Here is a 16,115-nt window from a genome sequence, read left to right as displayed (position 1 = left end):
CTGAAAGGTCACCTTGCCCTCGTCGGCCGGTGACCTAGCTTCAATGATTGCAGAGTTTGGAGAATGCCGTGCAGGACGACGCCGCTACCCAGGAAATGCTTTCACTGGTCTTGGAAGAGCCGGAGCGCTGGGCGATGTTTCTTGACATCGACGGGACGCTGCTCAATCTCGCGCCGACGCCGGATGCGATCGAAGTCCCGAAGGCTCTTCCCGGACAGCTTCACCGCCTGTCGAACAAGCTCGGCGGCGCCTTGGCGCTGGTCACCGGGCGATCGCTTGCCTATGCGGACGCACTGTTCAAACCCTTTGCATTTCCGACGGCAGGCCTTCACGGCGCGGAAATCAGAAGCGCTGCCGGAATGCACACGCTTGAGGCCAGTCCAGAATTTCAGGCGCTGAAGCACGCCTTGACCGAGGAAGCCGAGCACTATCCGGGCGTGCTGATCGAGGATAAGGGCGCGGCCGTTGCCGCCCATTACCGGCTCGCGCCCGAATATGAAAAGGTGCTCGAAGAGCGCATGCATCACTATGCCAAGGTTGCCGGGCCGAACTGGGCGCTGCAGCTCGGCAAGATGGTCTTCGAGCTGCGGCCGGCACGCTCAAGCAAGGGCGATGCGCTGGAGCGGTTTTTTCAATCCGATCCTTTCAAGGACCGCTGCCCGATCACCATCGGCGATGATCTGACCGACGAGTCGATGTTTGCGATCGCCAACGCGCGCGGCGGCGTTTCGGTGCGTGTCGGGGCGATCGGCGCCCCGAGCTGTGCCACGAGCCGGCTATCCTCGGCTGCGTTGGTCCGGAACGTCATTGCCGCTCTGGCCGCCTGAGATCGGTTCCTGGATGATGCCGGATGCGGATTGCGGGTGTCTTTTGCATCGCCTGCGCAGCGTCAATCATCAAAAAAGTATCAGTTTTGACCGGGAATCGTGGTGGCGGGCGTGAAACGAGCCCACTACACTCCCCTTCAACAATAAAAGCCAAAAAGGGAATTTGGCGTGCGGGATTAGAACCCGTCCTCGGAGGAGGAAACAATGGAACCGGACTTGGAAGTCATTCAGATCAGGCCGGGCGAATCCTTCGCAGCGAAGGCGCATGGCTATCCCTATCATACGGTTCGCTGGCATTTTCATCCGGAATACGAACTGCATCTCGTCGTGGCGACGACCGGGCGCTATTTCGTCGGCGATTTCATCGGCGAATTCGAGCCGGGCAATCTCGTGCTTGCCGGCCCCAATCTTCCCCACAACTGGATCAGCGATGTTCCGAAGGGATCGAGCATTCCGCTGCGATGCCAGCTCATCCAGTTCAGCGAGAATTTCATCAGCGACACGATGAAAGTGCTGGCCGAACTCGGCCCCTTCGAGCCGGTACTCGAAGCCTCCCGCCGCGGTGTGCTCTTCGGCACGGAGACCAGCCGGGAGGTCGCGCCGCTGATGGACGAGGTGCAGCGGGCACAGGGTGTGCGGCGCATCGAGCTCTTCATGATGATTGTCGGCCTGCTCAGCCGGGCGCAGGATGCCCAGCTTCTCGCCAGCCCGAGCTATTTGCCTGATCCGTCGGGCTACATGTCGGCCGGCATCAACAAGGCGCTCGCCTATATTAGGGAGAACCTAACGAAATCCTTCGACGAAGCCGATCTCGCCCGGATTGCCGAACAGTCCACCGGCGCCTTTTCGCGCGCCTTCCGCCGCCATACCGGCATGTCGCTCGTGCAATATGTGAAACGCCTGCGTATCAATCTCGCCTGTCAGATCCTGATGAGCGACGACCACGCATCGATCACCGACATCTGCTTCGAAGTCGGCTTCAACAATCTGTCCAATTTCAACCGGCAATTTCTCGCGGAAAAGGGCATGACGCCGTCGCGATTCCGGCGACTGTTGGGCGACAATATCAACGTGGCGAAGGCGGCTTAAGCAAACCGGACGAGCACCGTTGTCGGCAATATGACGAAGGTCCGCCGAAGACGACGATAGGGAGGACGAGGAGGAGGAGCCAAAAACGGACATCGATTTGGACGCGAGCGCGCAACGGGCGGTTCGCGAGAGGAGACGCTTGTCCTCAGAAAACTGCAAACCGCCGGGACAGGCGTGGCTGTTCGCCAACCGCACGGCCGCAGCAGACCACTGCAATGACGAAGCTACACAATTTTTCCAATGGGAGGAGATGGAAATGACGAAATTCTCGACAAAAGCGGCAGGCGCGGCACTTGTCCTGTCCTTGCTCGGCGGTACTTCCGCCTTTGCGCAAACCGCCGTTGCGGATGCGACGGTCGCATTCCTCATGCCCGACCAGGGCTCGACACGCTATGAAGAGCACGATCATCCGGGCTTCGTCGCGGAAATGAAGAAGCTTTGCGCCTCGTGCAAAGTGCTCTATCAGAATGCCGACGCCGATATCGCCAAACAGCAGCAGCAGTTCAACTCCGCCATCACCCAGGGCGCCAAGGTCATCGTGCTCGACCCGGTGGATTCGGCAGCCGCCGCTTCCCTCGTCCAGCTGGCCCAGAGCCAGGGCGTCAAGGTCATCGCCTATGACCGGCCGATCCCGAAGGGCAAGGCCGATTTCTACGTCTCCTTCGACAATAAGGCGATCGGCAAGGCAATCGCGGAATCGCTCGTCCAGCATCTGAAGGCGAAGAATGTGCCGACCGATGGCGGCGGCATTCTACAGATCAACGGTTCGCCGACAGACGCGGCCGCCGGGCTGATCAAGGACGGCATTCACGAGGGTCTCGCCAGCGGCGGCTACAAGACGCTTGCCGAATTCGACACGCCGAACTGGCAGCCGGCTAATGCCCAGCAATGGGCGGCCGGCCAGATCACCCGTTTCAGTAAACAGATCGTCGGCGTCGTCGCCGCCAATGACGGCACCGGCGGTGGCGCCATCGCCGCCTTCAAGGCAGCCGGTGTCGATCCCGTGCCGCCGGTGACCGGCAATGATGCGACAATCGCCGCGCTGCAGCTGATCATATCGGGGGATCAATACAACACGATCTCCAAGCCGAGCGAAATCGTCGCCGCGGCCGCGGCCGACGTCGCCGTGAAGCTCCTGGCAGGAGAGACGATCAAGGCGGAAATGACGCTTTACGACACGCCGGCGCAGCTCTTCGTGCCAGCCGTCGTTACCGCCGAAAACCTTAAGGCCGAGATCATCGACAAGAAGATCAACACCGCCGAGGAGCTGTGCACCGGCCGTTATGCCGACGGCTGCAAGAAGCTCGGCATCACCAAGTAATCGAGCCAAGGGAGAGCGCGGCCGGATCGCCGGTCGCGCTTCCGGTTTCGCTTCGGAAAGGCTAGGCGATGTCTGACACCTCTCACATTCTTGACGGCGCCCGCCAGCCCGTCCTCAGCCTGCGCGGAATATCGAAGAACTTTGGGGCCGTGTCGGCGCTCACCGATATCGAACTCGACGTGCATGCAGGCGAGGTCGTGGCGCTCGTCGGCGATAACGGCGCCGGCAAATCGACGCTGGTCAAGATCCTGGCCGGCGTGCATCAGCCGAGCTCGGGAACGATCCTGTTCGAAGGCAAACAGGCAGACCTGTCGAGCCCGAGTGCCGCACTCGATCTTGGCATCGCAACCGTGTTTCAGGATCTGGCGCTTTGCGAAAATCTCGACGTCGTCGCCAATATCTTTCTCGGCAAGGAGCTCAACCCTTTCCAGCTCGACGAGGTCGCCATGGAGATTCGCGCCTGGAAGCTGCTGAACGAGCTTTCGGCCCGAATCCCAAGCGTGCGTGAGCCCGTTGCCTCGCTTTCCGGCGGCCAGCGCCAAACCGTGGCAATCGCCCGGTCGCTGCTGCTCGAGCCGAAGCTGATCATGCTCGACGAACCCACAGCCGCGCTGGGTGTCGCCCAGACGGCGGAAGTGCTGGACCTGATCGAGCGTGTGCGCGAACGCGGCCTCGCCGTTATCATGATCAGTCACAATATGGAGGATGTGCGTGCCGTCGCCGACCGCATTGTCGTCCTTCGGCTTGGACGCAACAACGGCACCTTCATGCCCGATGCCTCCAATGAAGAGCTGGTCAGCGCAATCACCGGCGCGTCCAACAATTCCGTCTCCCGCCGCGCCACGCGCCGCAAGGCGCAAAGCCGAGAGAATGAGGAGGGCAGGGCATGATGAAGACCTTGCAGAATGAACCGGCGGCACCCGCACTTCTCGACCGGCGTGACGAAAGAGTGCGCCATGACGACAGCCTTGCCGGCTCGATCCGCGCCTTTTGGGATCGCATCCGCTCCGGCGACCTCGGCTCGCTGCCTGTTATTGTCGGCCTGGCGATCATCTGGACGGTGTTCCAGGCGCTCAATCCGGTGTTTCTCTCCAGCGCCAATCTCGTCAACATGCTGTTCGACTGCTCGACGGTCGGCGTCATCTCGCTCGGCATCGTCTGCATCCTGATGGTGGGCGAGATTGATCTTTCCGTCGGCTCGGTCAGCGGTTTCGCCTCGGCGCTGGTCGGCGTCTTCTGGGTCAATCAGGGCTGGCCGGTGGTGCTCGCAGTCCTCGCCGCGATGATCGTCGGCGCCCTGATCGGCTCGCTCTACGCCTTCCTGTTCAACCGCTTCGGCATGCCGAGCTTCGTCTCCACGCTGTCGGGCCTGCTCGCGGTTCTCGGCCTGCAGCTCTATATTCTGGGAGCGACCGGCTCGATCAATCTCCCCTATGGCTCCTGGCTGGTGAATTTCGGGCAGATCATGGTCATGCCGGATCCGGTCGCCTATCTGCTGGTGGCGCTGGCCGGCATCGCCTTCTTCTTCGCAAGCTACCGCACATCGGCGCGCCGGCGGGCAGCCGGCCTGTCGTCGAAATCGACCGGCGGACTGTTACTGCGCGCCGTCGTCATCACGGTCGCCCTGGAAGCGGTTGCTTTCTATCTTAACCAGTCGCGCGGCATCCCCTGGATGTTCGGCCTCTTCGTCGGCCTCGTCGCCGCCATGAACTACGCGCTGACGCGCACCAAATGGGGACGCTCCATGCAAGCCGTCGGCGGCAACAGAGAGGCCGCACGGCGCTCGGGCATCAATGTGTCGCGCATCTATGCGAGCGCCTTCGTCGCCTGTGCCCTGCTTGCGGCGACCGGCGGCGTGCTTTCGGCTGCGCGGCTGGCGACTGCAAGCCAGCAGGCCGGCACCGGCGACGTCAATCTCAATGCCATCGCCGCGGCAGTCATCGGCGGCACGAGCCTCTTCGGCGGGCGCGGCAGCGCCTATTCGGCCCTTCTCGGCATCATCGTCATCCAGTCGATCGCCAGCGGGCTGACGCTCCTCGATCTGTCGTCATCGCTTCGATACATGATCACCGGCGCCGTCCTTGCCGTCGCCGTCATCGTCGACTCGCTGGCACGCCGATCGCGGATCTCGCACGGCCGGGCCTGAATCACTCAAGATAACAGAGGAAGAAAATGGGACAGGATCTGTCTGGAAAGGTCGCGGCCGTCACCGGAGCGGCATCGGGTATCGGCCTGGAATGCGCCAAGGCCTTGCTGGCCGCCGGCGCCCGGGTGGTGCTGGTCGACCGAAACGAGGAAGCATTGAAGCAGATCTGCTCGACACTCGGCGCCAATGCCATTGCGCTGGTCATCGATCTCACCGATCCGGAAAGCGTCGCGGGGATGATGCCGCAGATTCTGGCGAAGGCAGGCCAGCTGGATATTTTCCACGCCAATGCCGGCTCCTATATCGGCGGCGAAGTGCTGGGCGGCGATCCCGACGCCTGGGACCGCATGCTCAACCTGAACATCAATGCCGCATTCCGTTCGGTGCATGCCGTGCTGCCGCATATGGTCGAGCGCAAGACCGGGGATATCATCCTGACGAGTTCCGTCGCCGGGCTGGTTCCGGTCGTCTGGGAGCCGATCTATACCGCCTCGAAGCATGCGGTCCAGGCCTTCGTCCACACGCTGCGGCGGCAGGTGGCCAAACATGGCTTGCGGGTCGGGGCGGTCGCGCCGGGCCCCGTCGTGACCGCTCTTTTGAGCGATTGGCCACAGGAAAAGCTGGACGAGGCGCTCGCCGCCGGCGGCCTGATGGAGCCGAAGGAAGTGGCCGAGGCGGTGCTCTTCATGCTGACGCGCCCGCGCAACATCACCATCCGCGATCTCGTGATCCTACCGCAGAGCACCGACATCTGATCAGTCGCTTGCCGCCTCTCAAAACCAGGAAGGAACCGCCATGATCTTCGATAGATTTCGCCTGGACGGGCAGGTGGCGCTGGTGACCGGCGGCACGCGCGGCATCGGGCTTGCGATCGCCGAGGCACTCGGCGAGGCGGGCGCCAAAGTTGTCATCTCGGGAAGGACCCGCCATGCGGCGGCGGAAGACCGGCTCGCTAAGGCCGGCGTCGATTGCGATTTCATCGCCGCCGACCTGACGAAAGACGATGCCGCCGACGCGCTCGTCACCGAGGTCCTCTCACGGACAGGCCGGATCGACATCCTCGTCAACAATGCCGGCATCGCCATTCATGGCGACAGCGGCGAATTCTCCGATGCCATCTGGCGCGAGATCATGACCGTCAATGTCGACGCCGTCTTCCGCGCCTGCCGCGCGGCACTCGCTCCCATGCGCCGCCAGGGCGGCGGCGCCATTCTCAATATCGGCTCGATTTCGGGCATCGTCTCCAACATTCCGCAGAACCAGGTCGCCTACAACACCTCCAAGGCGGCGGTTCATATGATGACCAAGAGCCTGGCAAGCGAAGTCGCCGCCGAGAATATCCGCGTCAACGCCATCGCGCCCGGCTATATCGAGACCGATCTGTCGCGCGGCGGCATCGACAATCCCGATTGGTTCCCGATCTGGCGCAGCATGACCCCGATGGGACGCGTCGGGCAGCCGGAGGAGGTGGCGGGCGCTGCCTTGTTTCTCTGCTCGGCGGCGGCAAGCTACGTGACCGGCGAAGTGCTTGTCATCGATGGCGGCTATACCACGCGGTGACGAACGGACCCTGAGCGGGGAGGGCGTCCCCGCTGCACATGCTCACGCGAGACAATCGAGCATCCACTGGACGCCAAAACGATCGGTGAGCTTGCCGTAATAGCTCCCCCATGGCTGGACAGCCAGCGGCGTCGTGATCCTGCCGCCGTCGCCAAGCCGGGCGAAAAGCCTTTCGGTCCTGTCGCGATCATCCATGATCAGCATATGGGCGGAGCCTCGCATCGGCTCGGCATCGTGATTGTCGGAGGCGAAGAACATGATGCCTGGTCCTTCGAAACGCGCATGCATCACCTTGCCCCACATGGCTTCGCTGGCAACGGGCATTCCATCTGCGCCATGGCGCTTCAATAGCGTGACCCGGCCAAGCCCGCATTCGGCATAAAAGGCGAGCGCCTCCTCGCAGCCTTGGGAAAAGAACAGATAGTTGGCAAGCTGCATGGGCTGGCTCCGTCCGGACTGCGGCGCATTGCTGTGTCAGGTCTGAGGTTTCACAGATGTGCCGCAATCGTTACAACGCGGCGGCCGCGCCCTGGATGGCGCCGACGAAGTCGGCATTGCTGTAACTGTCGCCGGCAATTCCCCAGGCACCCTCGGGGGCATAGACGATGTTCGACCATATATGCTCTCGCTTGAGCCGGCCTTCGGCGGCTTGCTCGACGACATCGGCCGCTTTTTCGATGAAGGCCTGCTTCGCTTGCGCGCTCGCCAGCGCGACCTCCGGCAATTTAAGTTCGACGAACGCCGCAGCGATAGGCTTTCCCGCCGCCAACACGTGCTCGCGCGGCAGCACGTTGATGGTGCCGATGACATTGGCGGTCATGAAGGCATTGCCGGTCAAACCGGTGACATCAAGCAAGGCGTCCGTCAATCCGGCAAAGGCTCGCGCCTGCGCCTCCGGCGAGAGCAAGCCTTCTGGCACGGTAAGTGTGATAGGCATCGGATATCTCCCTCTTTGAATCGTGACCGCTTCTGATATACCGATCACTCTTTATGGATACACACCGGTCGCTCTCTTAGCAAGCAATAAAGAGAGATCGCTCTCTAAATGAGGTTTTCATGCGTTACAGCGCCGAACACAAACTGGAGACCCGGGCCCGCGTCATCACAGCCGCGGGCCAGGTGTTCCGCAAGGACGGTTATGGCGGCGCCGGAATCGACGCGCTGACGAAGGCTGCCGGCGTGACGAACGGCGCCTTCTACGGACATTTCAAATCGAAGGCCGAAGCCTTTCGTACAGCCGTGCTGGAGGGGCTCGAAGAGCTGCGGCAGGGAATCGCCGCGCTGAAGACCAATCAGCCGAAAGACTGGCTGCCGACGTTCGTCAGCTACTATCTCGGCTATAAAAGAACCTGTGATTTAGGCGAGAGCTGTGCTCTGCCGAGCCTTTCGCCCGACGTGATGCGCGCGGATGATGAAACGCGAAGCGCCTACACGGCTGAGATCAAACGCCTCGTCGAAGAAGTCGCCGCCGGCCTGCCGGAGCACAGGATCGAGGGCCGATCCGAAACAAGCCGGGAAGATCAGGCGATCCTGCTTCTCGCCATGCTGAGCGGCGGTGTCACCCTTGCGCGCGCTGTGTCCGACCCGGCGCTGTCCGAACGCATTGCAGATATCATCGCGCAGGCGGCGTTGACGGCAATAACACCGCACAACTGATCCGCTTGCAAGCAAGCGGTCGGCACCAGGTCCAGACGGTCAACTGGGAAAACCTTCGGACACAACGGAATCTCTTCCCAATCATATGAGAATTACACCGGTATGGTGATTTCGAACTCGGCTCCTGCGCCGCTCGTCTGCAGCAGGCGGATCGTACCGCCATGGGCGCTCAGCATGGCGCGAACGATGCCGAGACCCATGCCGGTGCCGCCTTGTTCGCGGCGGGTTGAAAAGAACGGCTGAAAGATACGTTGGCGATTTGCCTCGGAAATACCGCCGCCGTCGTCACGGACGAGAATAACGGTTGTGCGGGCATCGGCTGACACGCTGAGCTCCAATAGCGTGGCGCCATGCTGAAGGGCATTCTCGGCGAGGTTGGCAAAGATGATGCCGGCTGCTTCCCGGGGAAGAGCAACCGATATATCCGGCCCACCTTTGCCTGAGATATCAAGGGCCGGAAATTGCCCGCGCAGCGAGGACAGAATGTCGGTGATGCTGCTTCTGCCATCGGCGACAGGGATTTCCGCCTGCGCAAGTTCCCTCAGCCGCTGCAGCAATGCATCGAGCCGGGCTGCATCGGCGACGATATTGTCGAGAAAGTGCAACCGCTGCGCCTTTGTCATCGCCTTTTCGGCATCGTCGTCGCGCAAAAGCTCTGCAGCGCCGCGGATGGCCGTCAGCGGCGATTTCAGTTCGTGGGAGACATGGGCGGCAAAGGAGCGAACATATTCGGTGCGATCGACCAGTTTTCCGGCGAGATCGAGGAAGCTTTGCGACAGGACGGCGATCTCGCGCGTTCCATGGCTTTCAAGCTGCCGGATTGCCCTCTTGCCGCCGCGGGCGATCTCGTCCGTGCGGGCGATCAAGGCGTCGATCGGGCCGGTGATGGTGCGCGTCAGCACGTAGGCAATGCCGAGCGTCAGTACGGCGACGAAGGCAAGCGCCCCGATTTCCGCCGGCGCCATCCGGTTCGAACTCACCTCGACGGCGCGAAACCAGACGAGGATCAGGATCGGCAGCGCCATGACGGCGAGAAGCACGACATAGACGATCAGCGCCAGAGTCGGGCGCCATTTCGTCCTGACTTTCGGTGCCGGCATCAGGCCTTCCTTCCGATTTCACCGCCGAGTTTGAAGCCGATACCGTGAACGGTCGCGATGATCCCTCGGCCGCCGGCGGCCAGGAATTTGGCTCTGATGTTGCGGATATGGCTGTCGATCGTCCGGTCGGCGACATAGGTCCCGGCGCCATAGGCCGCCTCCATCAGTCGTTCGCGGCTGAAGACCATGTCGGGGCGCGACAATAATGCGTCCAGGATGGCGAATTCGAGCACCGTCGTCGTGATGGCGCTCTCGCCGAACGTGACCGTCCTGCCGTGGCGATCCAGGCTGAGCTCGCCCTCGACAAAGGTGGCGCGGCGCCTGTCAGGCACCGCGTCATTGCCGCTGCGCTTCAGGATCGCCTTGACTCTGGCAACGAGTTCGCGCGGGCTGAATGGTTTGGTGACGTAGTCGTCCCCACCGATTTCGAGCCCCAAGACCCTGTCGATCTCCTCGTCGCGCGCCGAAAGAAACAGGATCGGCAAAGCCGAAGTTTTGCGGATCTGGCGGCAGACCTCCAGACCATCCATATCGGGCATGCCGATATCGAGAGTGATGAGATCGATGTTGCCGCGGCGGAAGGCCATCATCGCCTCGGTGCCATTGCTGGCTGCCATCGGCATCATGCCGGCGCGCTCGAGGGCAAAGCAGATCACATCGCGGATATGAGGTTCGTCATCGACGACGAGAATGCGTGGTGCCATCACCGATCCTGCGTTGTTTGCCGTTTCTGTTGTTATCGTTCTCGTTCTATCTTGCAATGGCTGCAGGAGACAGAAGATAGGTCTCAAGCCGCGCAGATCGGAAGGTCCAGCTCCGCCAGTCGCGCCGGCGCATCTCAAAATTCCTAGCGAGGTAATCCCGAACGGTTACCGCTTCACTCCTTTGGCCGATCAGGTGGTCCGGCAATTTAAGGAGGTAGAGATCGAGCGCCGGAATGACGGACGGGCCGAGCGACGAGAGGTAAGAAAGGTCGAGCGGCGGGCCTTCCTGGCTGATCTCCTGGCTGTGGGCGACATTGAAGCGGGCGATGAAAGCCGGGAAATCGATGAAGGAGCTGATGTAGAAAACCATAAGGAGGGAGGCGAGATTCGTCGCGACCAGCCACGCGTTGGACCGGTTGAGCAGAATGCGCAGCAGGATCAAGACAAGGCCGATGGCGACGATACCCATCCAGAGACCGGCGGCAACGCGCAGTTCGGTCAGCGAATAAACCTCGACATAGAGAGCAAGCCGCAGCATCGACGACAGACATAGCAGGACGTTCTGAGCGATCCAGGCGTGAACGAGACCGCGGATCAGCGGGCTGCGATCGCCGGGGCCGCCGCGCCGCATCGCGACGAGAACAAAAGCTGCGGCAAGAAGCGCTGTGGCAATCAGCGGATAGGCCCCGCGATGGGCATACTCGGCATGGCTCATGTGCTCTGGCAGATCTGCGCCGCCCCAGAGATAGACGAGATCGAGAAGCGTCTGCACGGCAAAGAGCGCATTGAACAGGACGAGCGACCGCAACAGCGAAGCATGGCCGAACGGCGCATTTTTGACGGGCACGATCATGAACGCCCTGGCGGCCTGCGACCTCTTGGTCCAACGCTTCAGGCGCGGCCGCAGCATCGCCCAGACCACAACGGCAATCATCATCCAGAAGCCGATCCGCCAAAGATCGAGGAACTGAAGCAGAGCGGCAAAATTAATGCTGCGCAGCGCGATTTCGATAAGCGGGTTCGCCACGGCAAAGAGAGATACGAAGACCGCTGCAAGGATGAGCGGCATGATCCAGAGGCCGATGCCCTGTCGCACCGCGGTGAAAGAGACACGTTTTCCCGGTGTCGCAAGAGACTTCCTGATATCTTCGGCAAGCCGCAGGGGAATAACGAGAGCGAAACGGAAGAATACAAGAGGCAGGGCGGGCAGGCGGCGGGGCAGCAGCCCGGCGCTGATGAGCGCCACCGACATCAGCGCCCCGATGCAAAGAGAAACGCCCGTCAGCGAAGGCGATTCCATCAGGGGTGCCGACGCCAGAACCGAAAAGCTGAGCAGGAAAGCGGCGGCCGAAAACCGAGTTCTCCTCCTGGCCGAAAGCAGAATGCCGGCGCAGACGGCAAGCGCAAAAAGGAAAAGGTTTATCCCGAACTCCTGGCCAAAGATCAGAAAATCCGCAAGTGCCACGAGCGCAAGCAACGCGACGGTCCGGCCGCTGCCGCGTCTGATCGGCATCGGTTCTGTCAAAGTATCGGCTGTATCCATTGCTGCTCCTCTCGCAATTGCTGCGTTTCGATCACGATGAGCCTGCGTCCCAACCTCGCCGCGGCGGGGGCGTCTTCAGGCCCCTCCGCAAGCCACCACCCGTCATTGCGAAGGCGTTCCGGCAAAACGGAGGGTGCGGGACGGTGCTGGATGTCGTTTTTGCTCATGGCGGCAACATGCCGCGCCGGATTGCAGATTTTGTGCAGAAGGTGAGGAGCTATTCAGGAATCGTCCGCGGCTCGAAAGATACGGAAGAGGCTTGCGAAAGGCGCGCAGGCAGGCGCCACCCGATCAAGGGATATCTGGCGCAGCCTCGTTCAGCGACCGACCGGTTGGCATTTATGAGAAGATCAACGCGGTAATAGAGACGGGCTCATCTGAATCGTGGTGCGCGCTTGGCATTGTGGAGCAGTTCGCAGGCTGTCGCGAATGGCCCGAAAAGTTTGAGCAACAGTGCCTGTTCCTCTGCGTCTATCCGATGGCGCGCGCAGAACTCGGTCACTGACCAGACTTTCGTCAGATCATCGGTCTCAATTTGCTTGGGTTCGATGTGTTCGGTCAAGGGCGTGTCCTCCGAACTTCGAGACTACCCTTCCCCGGCATATATAAGAACTAGCTAAAAATAATTATTTTGCCGGTCCAGCCAGACTTTGCCTAAAGGCAGGCGGATAGACGAAGACGCCCGCCGATTGCGCGGCGGGCGCCGTATTCCCTGATCTATCGTTGTCGATCAAACGATATGGGACGAGTCAAAATCCGTGCCGGTGATGTTGAGCGTCACCTTGGCAGTGTCCGTGTGGCCTTCGCCGTCGGAGATCTTGTAGTAACGGAGAACTTCCGTGTAGGTCTGACCCGCAACCAGATCAGTATTCAGGTCGTAGGTGAATGTGCCATCCGACTTGACATGGAAAGTGCCGTAGGTGCCGGCAACGTCGGTAACGGCGTCAGTCTTGGCGTCGACCTGCGTGCTCAGGAACTGGCGGAGGAACATCTTGCCGTTGTCGCCGGCAATGTCGTTGTCCAGCACGTTGCCGCCGATGGCATGCCCTTCGGTGAAGCTGAAGACATCGTCGACAGCGACCGGCTTGATCTGGGTTACGCCCTGAATGTTCAGGGTGAACAGGCCGACATCGGTGTGACCGCTTCCGTCGGAGATCTTGTAGGAAACCTTTTCCTGGTACGATTCGCCGTTGGCGAAGCCGATCTTGGCGGCATCGCTCAGGACATAGGTGTAGCTGCCGTCCGGCTTGACGAAGAACGTGCCGTAGTCGCCCTGGATCTCGGTGATCTGGCTGTTGCCGCCCTTGGCGTTAACCGTCGCGCCGTCGAAGGCGCGCAGGAACAGGTGGCCGTTGTCGGATGAATCGTTGGAAAGCAGATTTCCTGAAATAACGTCGGTTTCTAGAAATGTTGCACTATCATCGGTTGCGTGTATCGGCGAAGCCATCGCTCTCTCCTTAAATTATTATGGCGGGTCAGTTTTGACCTCTGCAAGCGGCCCCTTTAACAACCTATTAATACTGCAAGTCAATAGGTTATTTAATGAAAGGTTAATGCCGTCCCCGATATTGTCATTGCTTCATTCCCGACGGAATATTTTCAATTTCAAGCCAAATTGAAGAAAATCCGACTAAATCTATACCCGGCTAACTTGAAGATCGGCAATGAATATATCTAAGGGCGATTCCCGGCGCCGAACCCGGCCATGCCGGGCTATACGTTGCAATCGCGTTCGCCGACGACTATTTTAGGGCTGAAGCGGAACTCGAAGCCGTCACGGCTTGGGAACGAGACGCTTGTACATCGGCTGAATCGACGCGCCCTTGAGGCAACGCGATGGTCAAACCCACAACGATCGATGATGCCGGCAATTGCCGGTAAAGGATTTTTTTTGAACGATACAAATACAGCCACCGCGGTTGCGGTGGCCAACCCGCGGGAGCGTGACGAAGCCGTCAGCCGCAAAAGGACTTGGAAGCCGTTTCCCTGCCTTCTTACCCGCCGCGAATTGCAGGCGCTGATCGCCGAGCAGCTCGGCTGATCGCTGGGCATATCTTACGAAAAGGAGAATTCGAAATGCAGGTACTCGTCAGAGACAACAACGTCGATCAAGCCCTCAGGGTTTTGAAAAAGAAAATGCAGCGCGAAGGCCTGTTCCGCGAAATGAAGGAACGGCGCGCCTATGAGAAACCCTCCGAACGGCGCGTCAGGGAAAGGGCGCAGGCGATCAGCCGGCAGCGCAAGGCGGCACGCAAGCAGTTGCAGCGTGAAGGCCTGATCGCCAGACCGAAGCGGGCGGCCACCCGTTAGAGCATTCCAGCCAAAGAGGGTACGACCGGCTTGCCAAGCTTCGACGGTTGCATTCCCTGGAAAGGACAGACAATGGACGAATTGAATAGCCTCACTGTTTCAGAAGAGCGCCTCGAGGATTGCCGCGATGTCGTGGAGCCGGATCTGCAGGATCTCATCCATCGCGCATTGACCTCAGGCTTTTCCCGCGAGGAAATCCTCATCGCCGTCAGCGAACTGGTCGCTGAAGACTTCGCCATGGTCATGGAAACCCCAAGCGTGCATTAAGGCACCAGCGCAGCGGATGTGTCCGTTGTCGAATATGCGGAACATTTGGCCCGGGCAAATGGTTACGTCGTCTCCTCTGGCACGAAGGGAGACGGCGATGGCCGAGCATGACGATGCGACACGGGTATGGGAACTGATCGACAAAATAGGGTTCTGCATGCTGACGACCCGCAGTGGTGACGATCTGCGCGCCCGCCCGATGTCCGCCTATAGTGCGCAGATCGAGAACGCGGTCTATTTTCTGACCGATGTGACCAGCCACAAGGACGATGAGATCGCCCGCTGGCCAAATGTGTGCCTTGCCTTTGCCGACACCAAGGGACAGAAATATGTTTCCGTGTCGGGCACTGCCGAGGTGCAGAACGATCGCGGGAAGATCCGCGAGTTATGGGCGACGCCGGCCAAGGCCTGGTGGGACAATCCCGACGATCCCTCCATCCGTGTCCTGAAGATGACACCGTCCTCGGCCGAATATTGGGACAGTCCGGGCACCATTATCAGCTATATCAAAATGGCGGCCGCAGCGGTTTCGAACAGCAAGCCTGATATGGGCGACAATGCCGAGGTCGAGCTTTGACATGCAAGCGCTATTCAAGCCTGCTTGGTCGAGGCTTTGACGAAATCGATGAATGCCCTGAGCGGCGCTGGCACCAGCCGCCGTCCGGGATAATAGAGGAACGGCCCGGAAAAGCGCTGCCACCACGGCTCAAGGATCGGCTCGAGGGCGCCGCTGTCGAAATGCGGGCGCAGCCAGTCCTCGAAAACGCAGACGACCCCTGTGCCCGCTATCGCTGCGTCGACGGTCAGATCGGTCGCCCCGCCAACCCTGACGATCAACGGTCCTGAAGGGTCGACCCGCACCATTTCGCCTTCTCGCTCGAACTCCCATGGCGTCGTCAGCGCACCGCTGGCAAAACGGCCGAGCAGACAGGCGTGGCGAAGAAGTTCGCCCGGATGCTGCGGCCGGCCATGGCGGTCGAGATAGTCAGGGGAGGCGGCGGTGGCAAAACGCTGGACGCGCGGCCCGATCGGCACGGCGATCATATCCTGCTCCAGCCGTTCGTCATAACGGATGCCGGCATCGCACCCGGCAGCAAGCACATCGACGAAGCTCTCCTCGGCGATCACCTCGAGGCGAATGTCGGGATAGGCGGCGAGGAACGGCGGAACGATGGCGGGCAGCACCAGCCGCGCGGCGCTGACCGGCACATTGAGCCGCAGCGAGCCGGCCGGCCTGTCGCGGAATCCGTTGACCACGTCGAGCGCAGACTCCACCTCCCTCAAAGCCGGGCCGAGCCGCTCCAGCAAACCCTTGCCTGCTTCGGTCGGGACGACGCTGCGTGTCGTGCGGTTGAAAAGCCTGACGCCGAGCTCGGCCTCCAGACGGCGCACCGCCTCACTGAGGAAGGAGGCGCTGCTGCCGCTTACGCGCGCGCCCTCGCGAAAACCGCCGGCTCGCGCCACCGCAAAAAAGGCGTTGAGATCCCCCAAATCGACTTTCACTGTTCGCCACTCCGCACGGCCTGTGCGGATTGTAGCGAATTATCACGCGCCCCGACAACGCCTATCTTGGGGTCACCTCTTGAAAGGAG

At 60.9% G+C, this 16,115-nt stretch carries 20 protein-coding genes; 12 read left to right on the top strand and 8 right to left on the bottom strand.

The annotated features are described in order from the left end of the window. Window positions 1–47: 47 nt before the first annotated feature. From otsB to ATY75_RS22015, 7 genes are all read left to right on the top strand, one after another. Window positions 48–827, top strand: coding sequence for a trehalose-phosphatase (gene otsB / locus ATY75_RS22045; RefSeq protein WP_190241405.1), 780 nt, complete (start codon window positions 48–50; stop codon window positions 825–827). 204 nt (window positions 828–1,031) lie between these two features. Then, a complete protein-coding gene (locus tag ATY75_RS22040; protein WP_088939204.1) occupies window positions 1,032–1,916 on the top strand; it encodes an AraC family transcriptional regulator in 885 nt (294 codons plus the stop codon). Between the two features lie 250 nt (window positions 1,917–2,166). Beyond that, entirely contained in the window at window positions 2,167–3,237 is a 1,071-nt protein-coding gene (locus ATY75_RS22035; protein ID WP_088939203.1) for a sugar ABC transporter substrate-binding protein, read from the top strand. A gap of 68 nt (window positions 3,238–3,305) precedes the next feature. Continuing rightward, window positions 3,306–4,127: an ATP-binding cassette domain-containing protein gene (locus ATY75_RS22030; RefSeq protein WP_088939202.1), complete on the top strand. Its 822-nt coding sequence runs from the start codon at window positions 3,306–3,308 to the stop codon at window positions 4,125–4,127. After that, complete coding sequence (locus ATY75_RS22025) at window positions 4,124–5,383, top strand: ABC transporter permease (RefSeq protein ID WP_088939201.1); 1,260 nt, start codon at window positions 4,124–4,126, stop codon at window positions 5,381–5,383. Before ATY75_RS22030 ends, ATY75_RS22025 begins: the two co-directional genes overlap by 4 nt. A 26-nt stretch (window positions 5,384–5,409) precedes the next feature. Next, complete coding sequence (locus ATY75_RS22020; protein WP_088939200.1) at window positions 5,410–6,138, top strand: SDR family oxidoreductase; 729 nt, start codon at window positions 5,410–5,412, stop codon at window positions 6,136–6,138. 40 nt (window positions 6,139–6,178) lie between these two features. Further along, entirely contained in the window at window positions 6,179–6,943 is a 765-nt protein-coding gene (locus ATY75_RS22015; RefSeq protein ID WP_088939199.1) for an SDR family NAD(P)-dependent oxidoreductase, read from the top strand. A gap of 42 nt (window positions 6,944–6,985) precedes the next feature. On the opposite strand, the gene ATY75_RS22010 is transcribed toward ATY75_RS22015, so the two are convergent. Next, a complete protein-coding gene (locus ATY75_RS22010) occupies window positions 6,986–7,381 on the bottom strand; it encodes a VOC family protein (RefSeq protein WP_088939198.1) in 396 nt (131 codons plus the stop codon). A gap of 70 nt (window positions 7,382–7,451) precedes the next feature. Continuing rightward, entirely contained in the window at window positions 7,452–7,880 is a 429-nt protein-coding gene (locus ATY75_RS22005) for a Tautomerase enzyme (protein WP_088939197.1), read from the bottom strand. A 119-nt stretch (window positions 7,881–7,999) separates the two neighbouring features. Here ATY75_RS22005 and ATY75_RS22000 point away from each other — a divergent pair, with 119 nt between their 5' ends. Further along, on the top strand, window positions 8,000–8,599 hold the full coding sequence (locus ATY75_RS22000) for a TetR/AcrR family transcriptional regulator (protein ID WP_088939196.1): 600 nt from the start codon (window positions 8,000–8,002) through the stop codon (window positions 8,597–8,599). Window positions 8,600–8,691: 92 nt separating this feature from the next. Here the strand turns inward: ATY75_RS22000 and ATY75_RS21995 are convergent, their stop codons facing one another. The 5 genes from ATY75_RS21995 to ATY75_RS21970 form a co-directional block, all read right to left on the bottom strand. After that, window positions 8,692–9,699, bottom strand: coding sequence for a HAMP domain-containing sensor histidine kinase (locus ATY75_RS21995; RefSeq protein WP_088939195.1), 1,008 nt, complete (start codon window positions 9,697–9,699; stop codon window positions 8,692–8,694). After that, the gene (locus tag ATY75_RS21990) at window positions 9,699–10,403 is read right to left on the bottom strand and encodes a response regulator (protein WP_088939194.1); all 705 of its coding nucleotides are present in this window, start codon (window positions 10,401–10,403) and stop codon (window positions 9,699–9,701) included. Before ATY75_RS21990 ends, ATY75_RS21995 begins: the two co-directional genes overlap by 1 nt. 46 nt (window positions 10,404–10,449) lie before the next feature. Continuing rightward, the gene (locus ATY75_RS21985; protein ID WP_088939193.1) at window positions 10,450–11,946 is read right to left on the bottom strand and encodes a DUF4173 domain-containing protein; all 1,497 of its coding nucleotides are present in this window, start codon (window positions 11,944–11,946) and stop codon (window positions 10,450–10,452) included. 373 nt (window positions 11,947–12,319) lie between these two features. Then, the gene (locus tag ATY75_RS21975; protein WP_064841742.1) at window positions 12,320–12,508 is read right to left on the bottom strand and encodes a hypothetical protein; all 189 of its coding nucleotides are present in this window, start codon (window positions 12,506–12,508) and stop codon (window positions 12,320–12,322) included. A gap of 168 nt (window positions 12,509–12,676) precedes the next feature. Next, window positions 12,677–13,393 (bottom strand): Ig-like domain-containing protein, encoded by a 717-nt coding sequence (locus ATY75_RS21970; RefSeq protein WP_064841741.1) that lies wholly within the window; start codon window positions 13,391–13,393, stop codon window positions 12,677–12,679. Window positions 13,394–13,651: 258 nt separating this feature from the next. On the opposite strand from ATY75_RS21970, the gene ATY75_RS34115 reads away from it, so the two are divergent. From ATY75_RS34115 to ATY75_RS21950, 4 genes are all read left to right on the top strand, one after another. Beyond that, window positions 13,652–13,987 carry a hypothetical protein gene (locus tag ATY75_RS34115; RefSeq protein ID WP_143535334.1) on the top strand — a complete coding sequence of 112 codons (336 nt, stop codon included), beginning with the start codon at window positions 13,652–13,654 and terminating at the stop codon, window positions 13,985–13,987. Window positions 13,988–14,022: 35 nt separating this feature from the next. Beyond that, window positions 14,023–14,256, top strand: coding sequence for a 30S ribosomal protein S21 (gene rpsU / locus ATY75_RS21960; RefSeq protein WP_088939190.1), 234 nt, complete (start codon window positions 14,023–14,025; stop codon window positions 14,254–14,256). 72 nt (window positions 14,257–14,328) lie between these two features. Then, the gene (locus tag ATY75_RS21955; RefSeq protein WP_064841738.1) at window positions 14,329–14,523 is read left to right on the top strand and encodes a hypothetical protein; all 195 of its coding nucleotides are present in this window, start codon (window positions 14,329–14,331) and stop codon (window positions 14,521–14,523) included. Window positions 14,524–14,620: 97 nt separating this feature from the next. Then, window positions 14,621–15,100, top strand: coding sequence for a pyridoxamine 5'-phosphate oxidase family protein (locus tag ATY75_RS21950; protein ID WP_088939189.1), 480 nt, complete (start codon window positions 14,621–14,623; stop codon window positions 15,098–15,100). Between the two features lie 14 nt (window positions 15,101–15,114). Here ATY75_RS21950 and ATY75_RS21945 read toward each other — a convergent pair whose 3' ends face one another. Next, window positions 15,115–16,026, bottom strand: coding sequence for a LysR family transcriptional regulator (locus ATY75_RS21945; RefSeq protein ID WP_088939188.1), 912 nt, complete (start codon window positions 16,024–16,026; stop codon window positions 15,115–15,117). Window positions 16,027–16,115 lie beyond the last annotated feature (89 nt).

This window comes from Rhizobium sp. N122 (genome assembly GCF_002211295.1).
Lineage (GTDB): Bacteria > Pseudomonadota > Alphaproteobacteria > Rhizobiales > Rhizobiaceae > Rhizobium.
Note: the sequence above shows the minus strand (reverse complement) of the source record. Positions and strands in the feature narration are given on the sequence as shown.

Coding starts and splice junctions, on each gene's coding strand:
- ATY75_RS22040 (WP_088939204.1), top strand. CDS start 1,032: ATGGAACCGGACTTGGAAGTCATTCAGATCAGGCCGGGCGAATCCTTC.
- ATY75_RS22035 (WP_088939203.1), top strand. CDS start 2,167: ATGGAAATGACGAAATTCTCGACAAAAGCGGCAGGCGCGGCACTTGTC.
- ATY75_RS22030 (WP_088939202.1), top strand. CDS start 3,306: ATGTCTGACACCTCTCACATTCTTGACGGCGCCCGCCAGCCCGTCCTC.
- ATY75_RS22025 (WP_088939201.1), top strand. CDS start 4,124: ATGATGAAGACCTTGCAGAATGAACCGGCGGCACCCGCACTTCTCGAC.
- ATY75_RS22020 (WP_088939200.1), top strand. CDS start 5,410: ATGGGACAGGATCTGTCTGGAAAGGTCGCGGCCGTCACCGGAGCGGCA.
- ATY75_RS22015 (WP_088939199.1), top strand. CDS start 6,179: ATGATCTTCGATAGATTTCGCCTGGACGGGCAGGTGGCGCTGGTGACC.
- ATY75_RS22010 (WP_088939198.1), bottom strand. CDS start 7,381: ATGCAGCTTGCCAACTATCTGTTCTTTTCCCAAGGCTGCGAGGAGGCG.
- ATY75_RS22005 (WP_088939197.1), bottom strand. CDS start 7,880: ATGCCTATCACACTTACCGTGCCAGAAGGCTTGCTCTCGCCGGAGGCG.
- ATY75_RS22000 (WP_088939196.1), top strand. CDS start 8,000: ATGCGTTACAGCGCCGAACACAAACTGGAGACCCGGGCCCGCGTCATC.
- ATY75_RS21995 (WP_088939195.1), bottom strand. CDS start 9,699: ATGCCGGCACCGAAAGTCAGGACGAAATGGCGCCCGACTCTGGCGCTG.
- ATY75_RS21990 (WP_088939194.1), bottom strand. CDS start 10,403: ATGGCACCACGCATTCTCGTCGTCGATGACGAACCTCATATCCGCGAT.
- ATY75_RS21985 (WP_088939193.1), bottom strand. CDS start 11,946: ATGGATACAGCCGATACTTTGACAGAACCGATGCCGATCAGACGCGGC.
- ATY75_RS21970 (WP_064841741.1), bottom strand. CDS start 13,393: ATGGCTTCGCCGATACACGCAACCGATGATAGTGCAACATTTCTAGAA.
- ATY75_RS34115 (WP_143535334.1), top strand. CDS start 13,652: ATGCCGGGCTATACGTTGCAATCGCGTTCGCCGACGACTATTTTAGGG.
- rpsU (WP_088939190.1), top strand. CDS start 14,023: ATGCAGGTACTCGTCAGAGACAACAACGTCGATCAAGCCCTCAGGGTT.
- ATY75_RS21955 (WP_064841738.1), top strand. CDS start 14,329: ATGGACGAATTGAATAGCCTCACTGTTTCAGAAGAGCGCCTCGAGGAT.
- ATY75_RS21950 (WP_088939189.1), top strand. CDS start 14,621: ATGGCCGAGCATGACGATGCGACACGGGTATGGGAACTGATCGACAAA.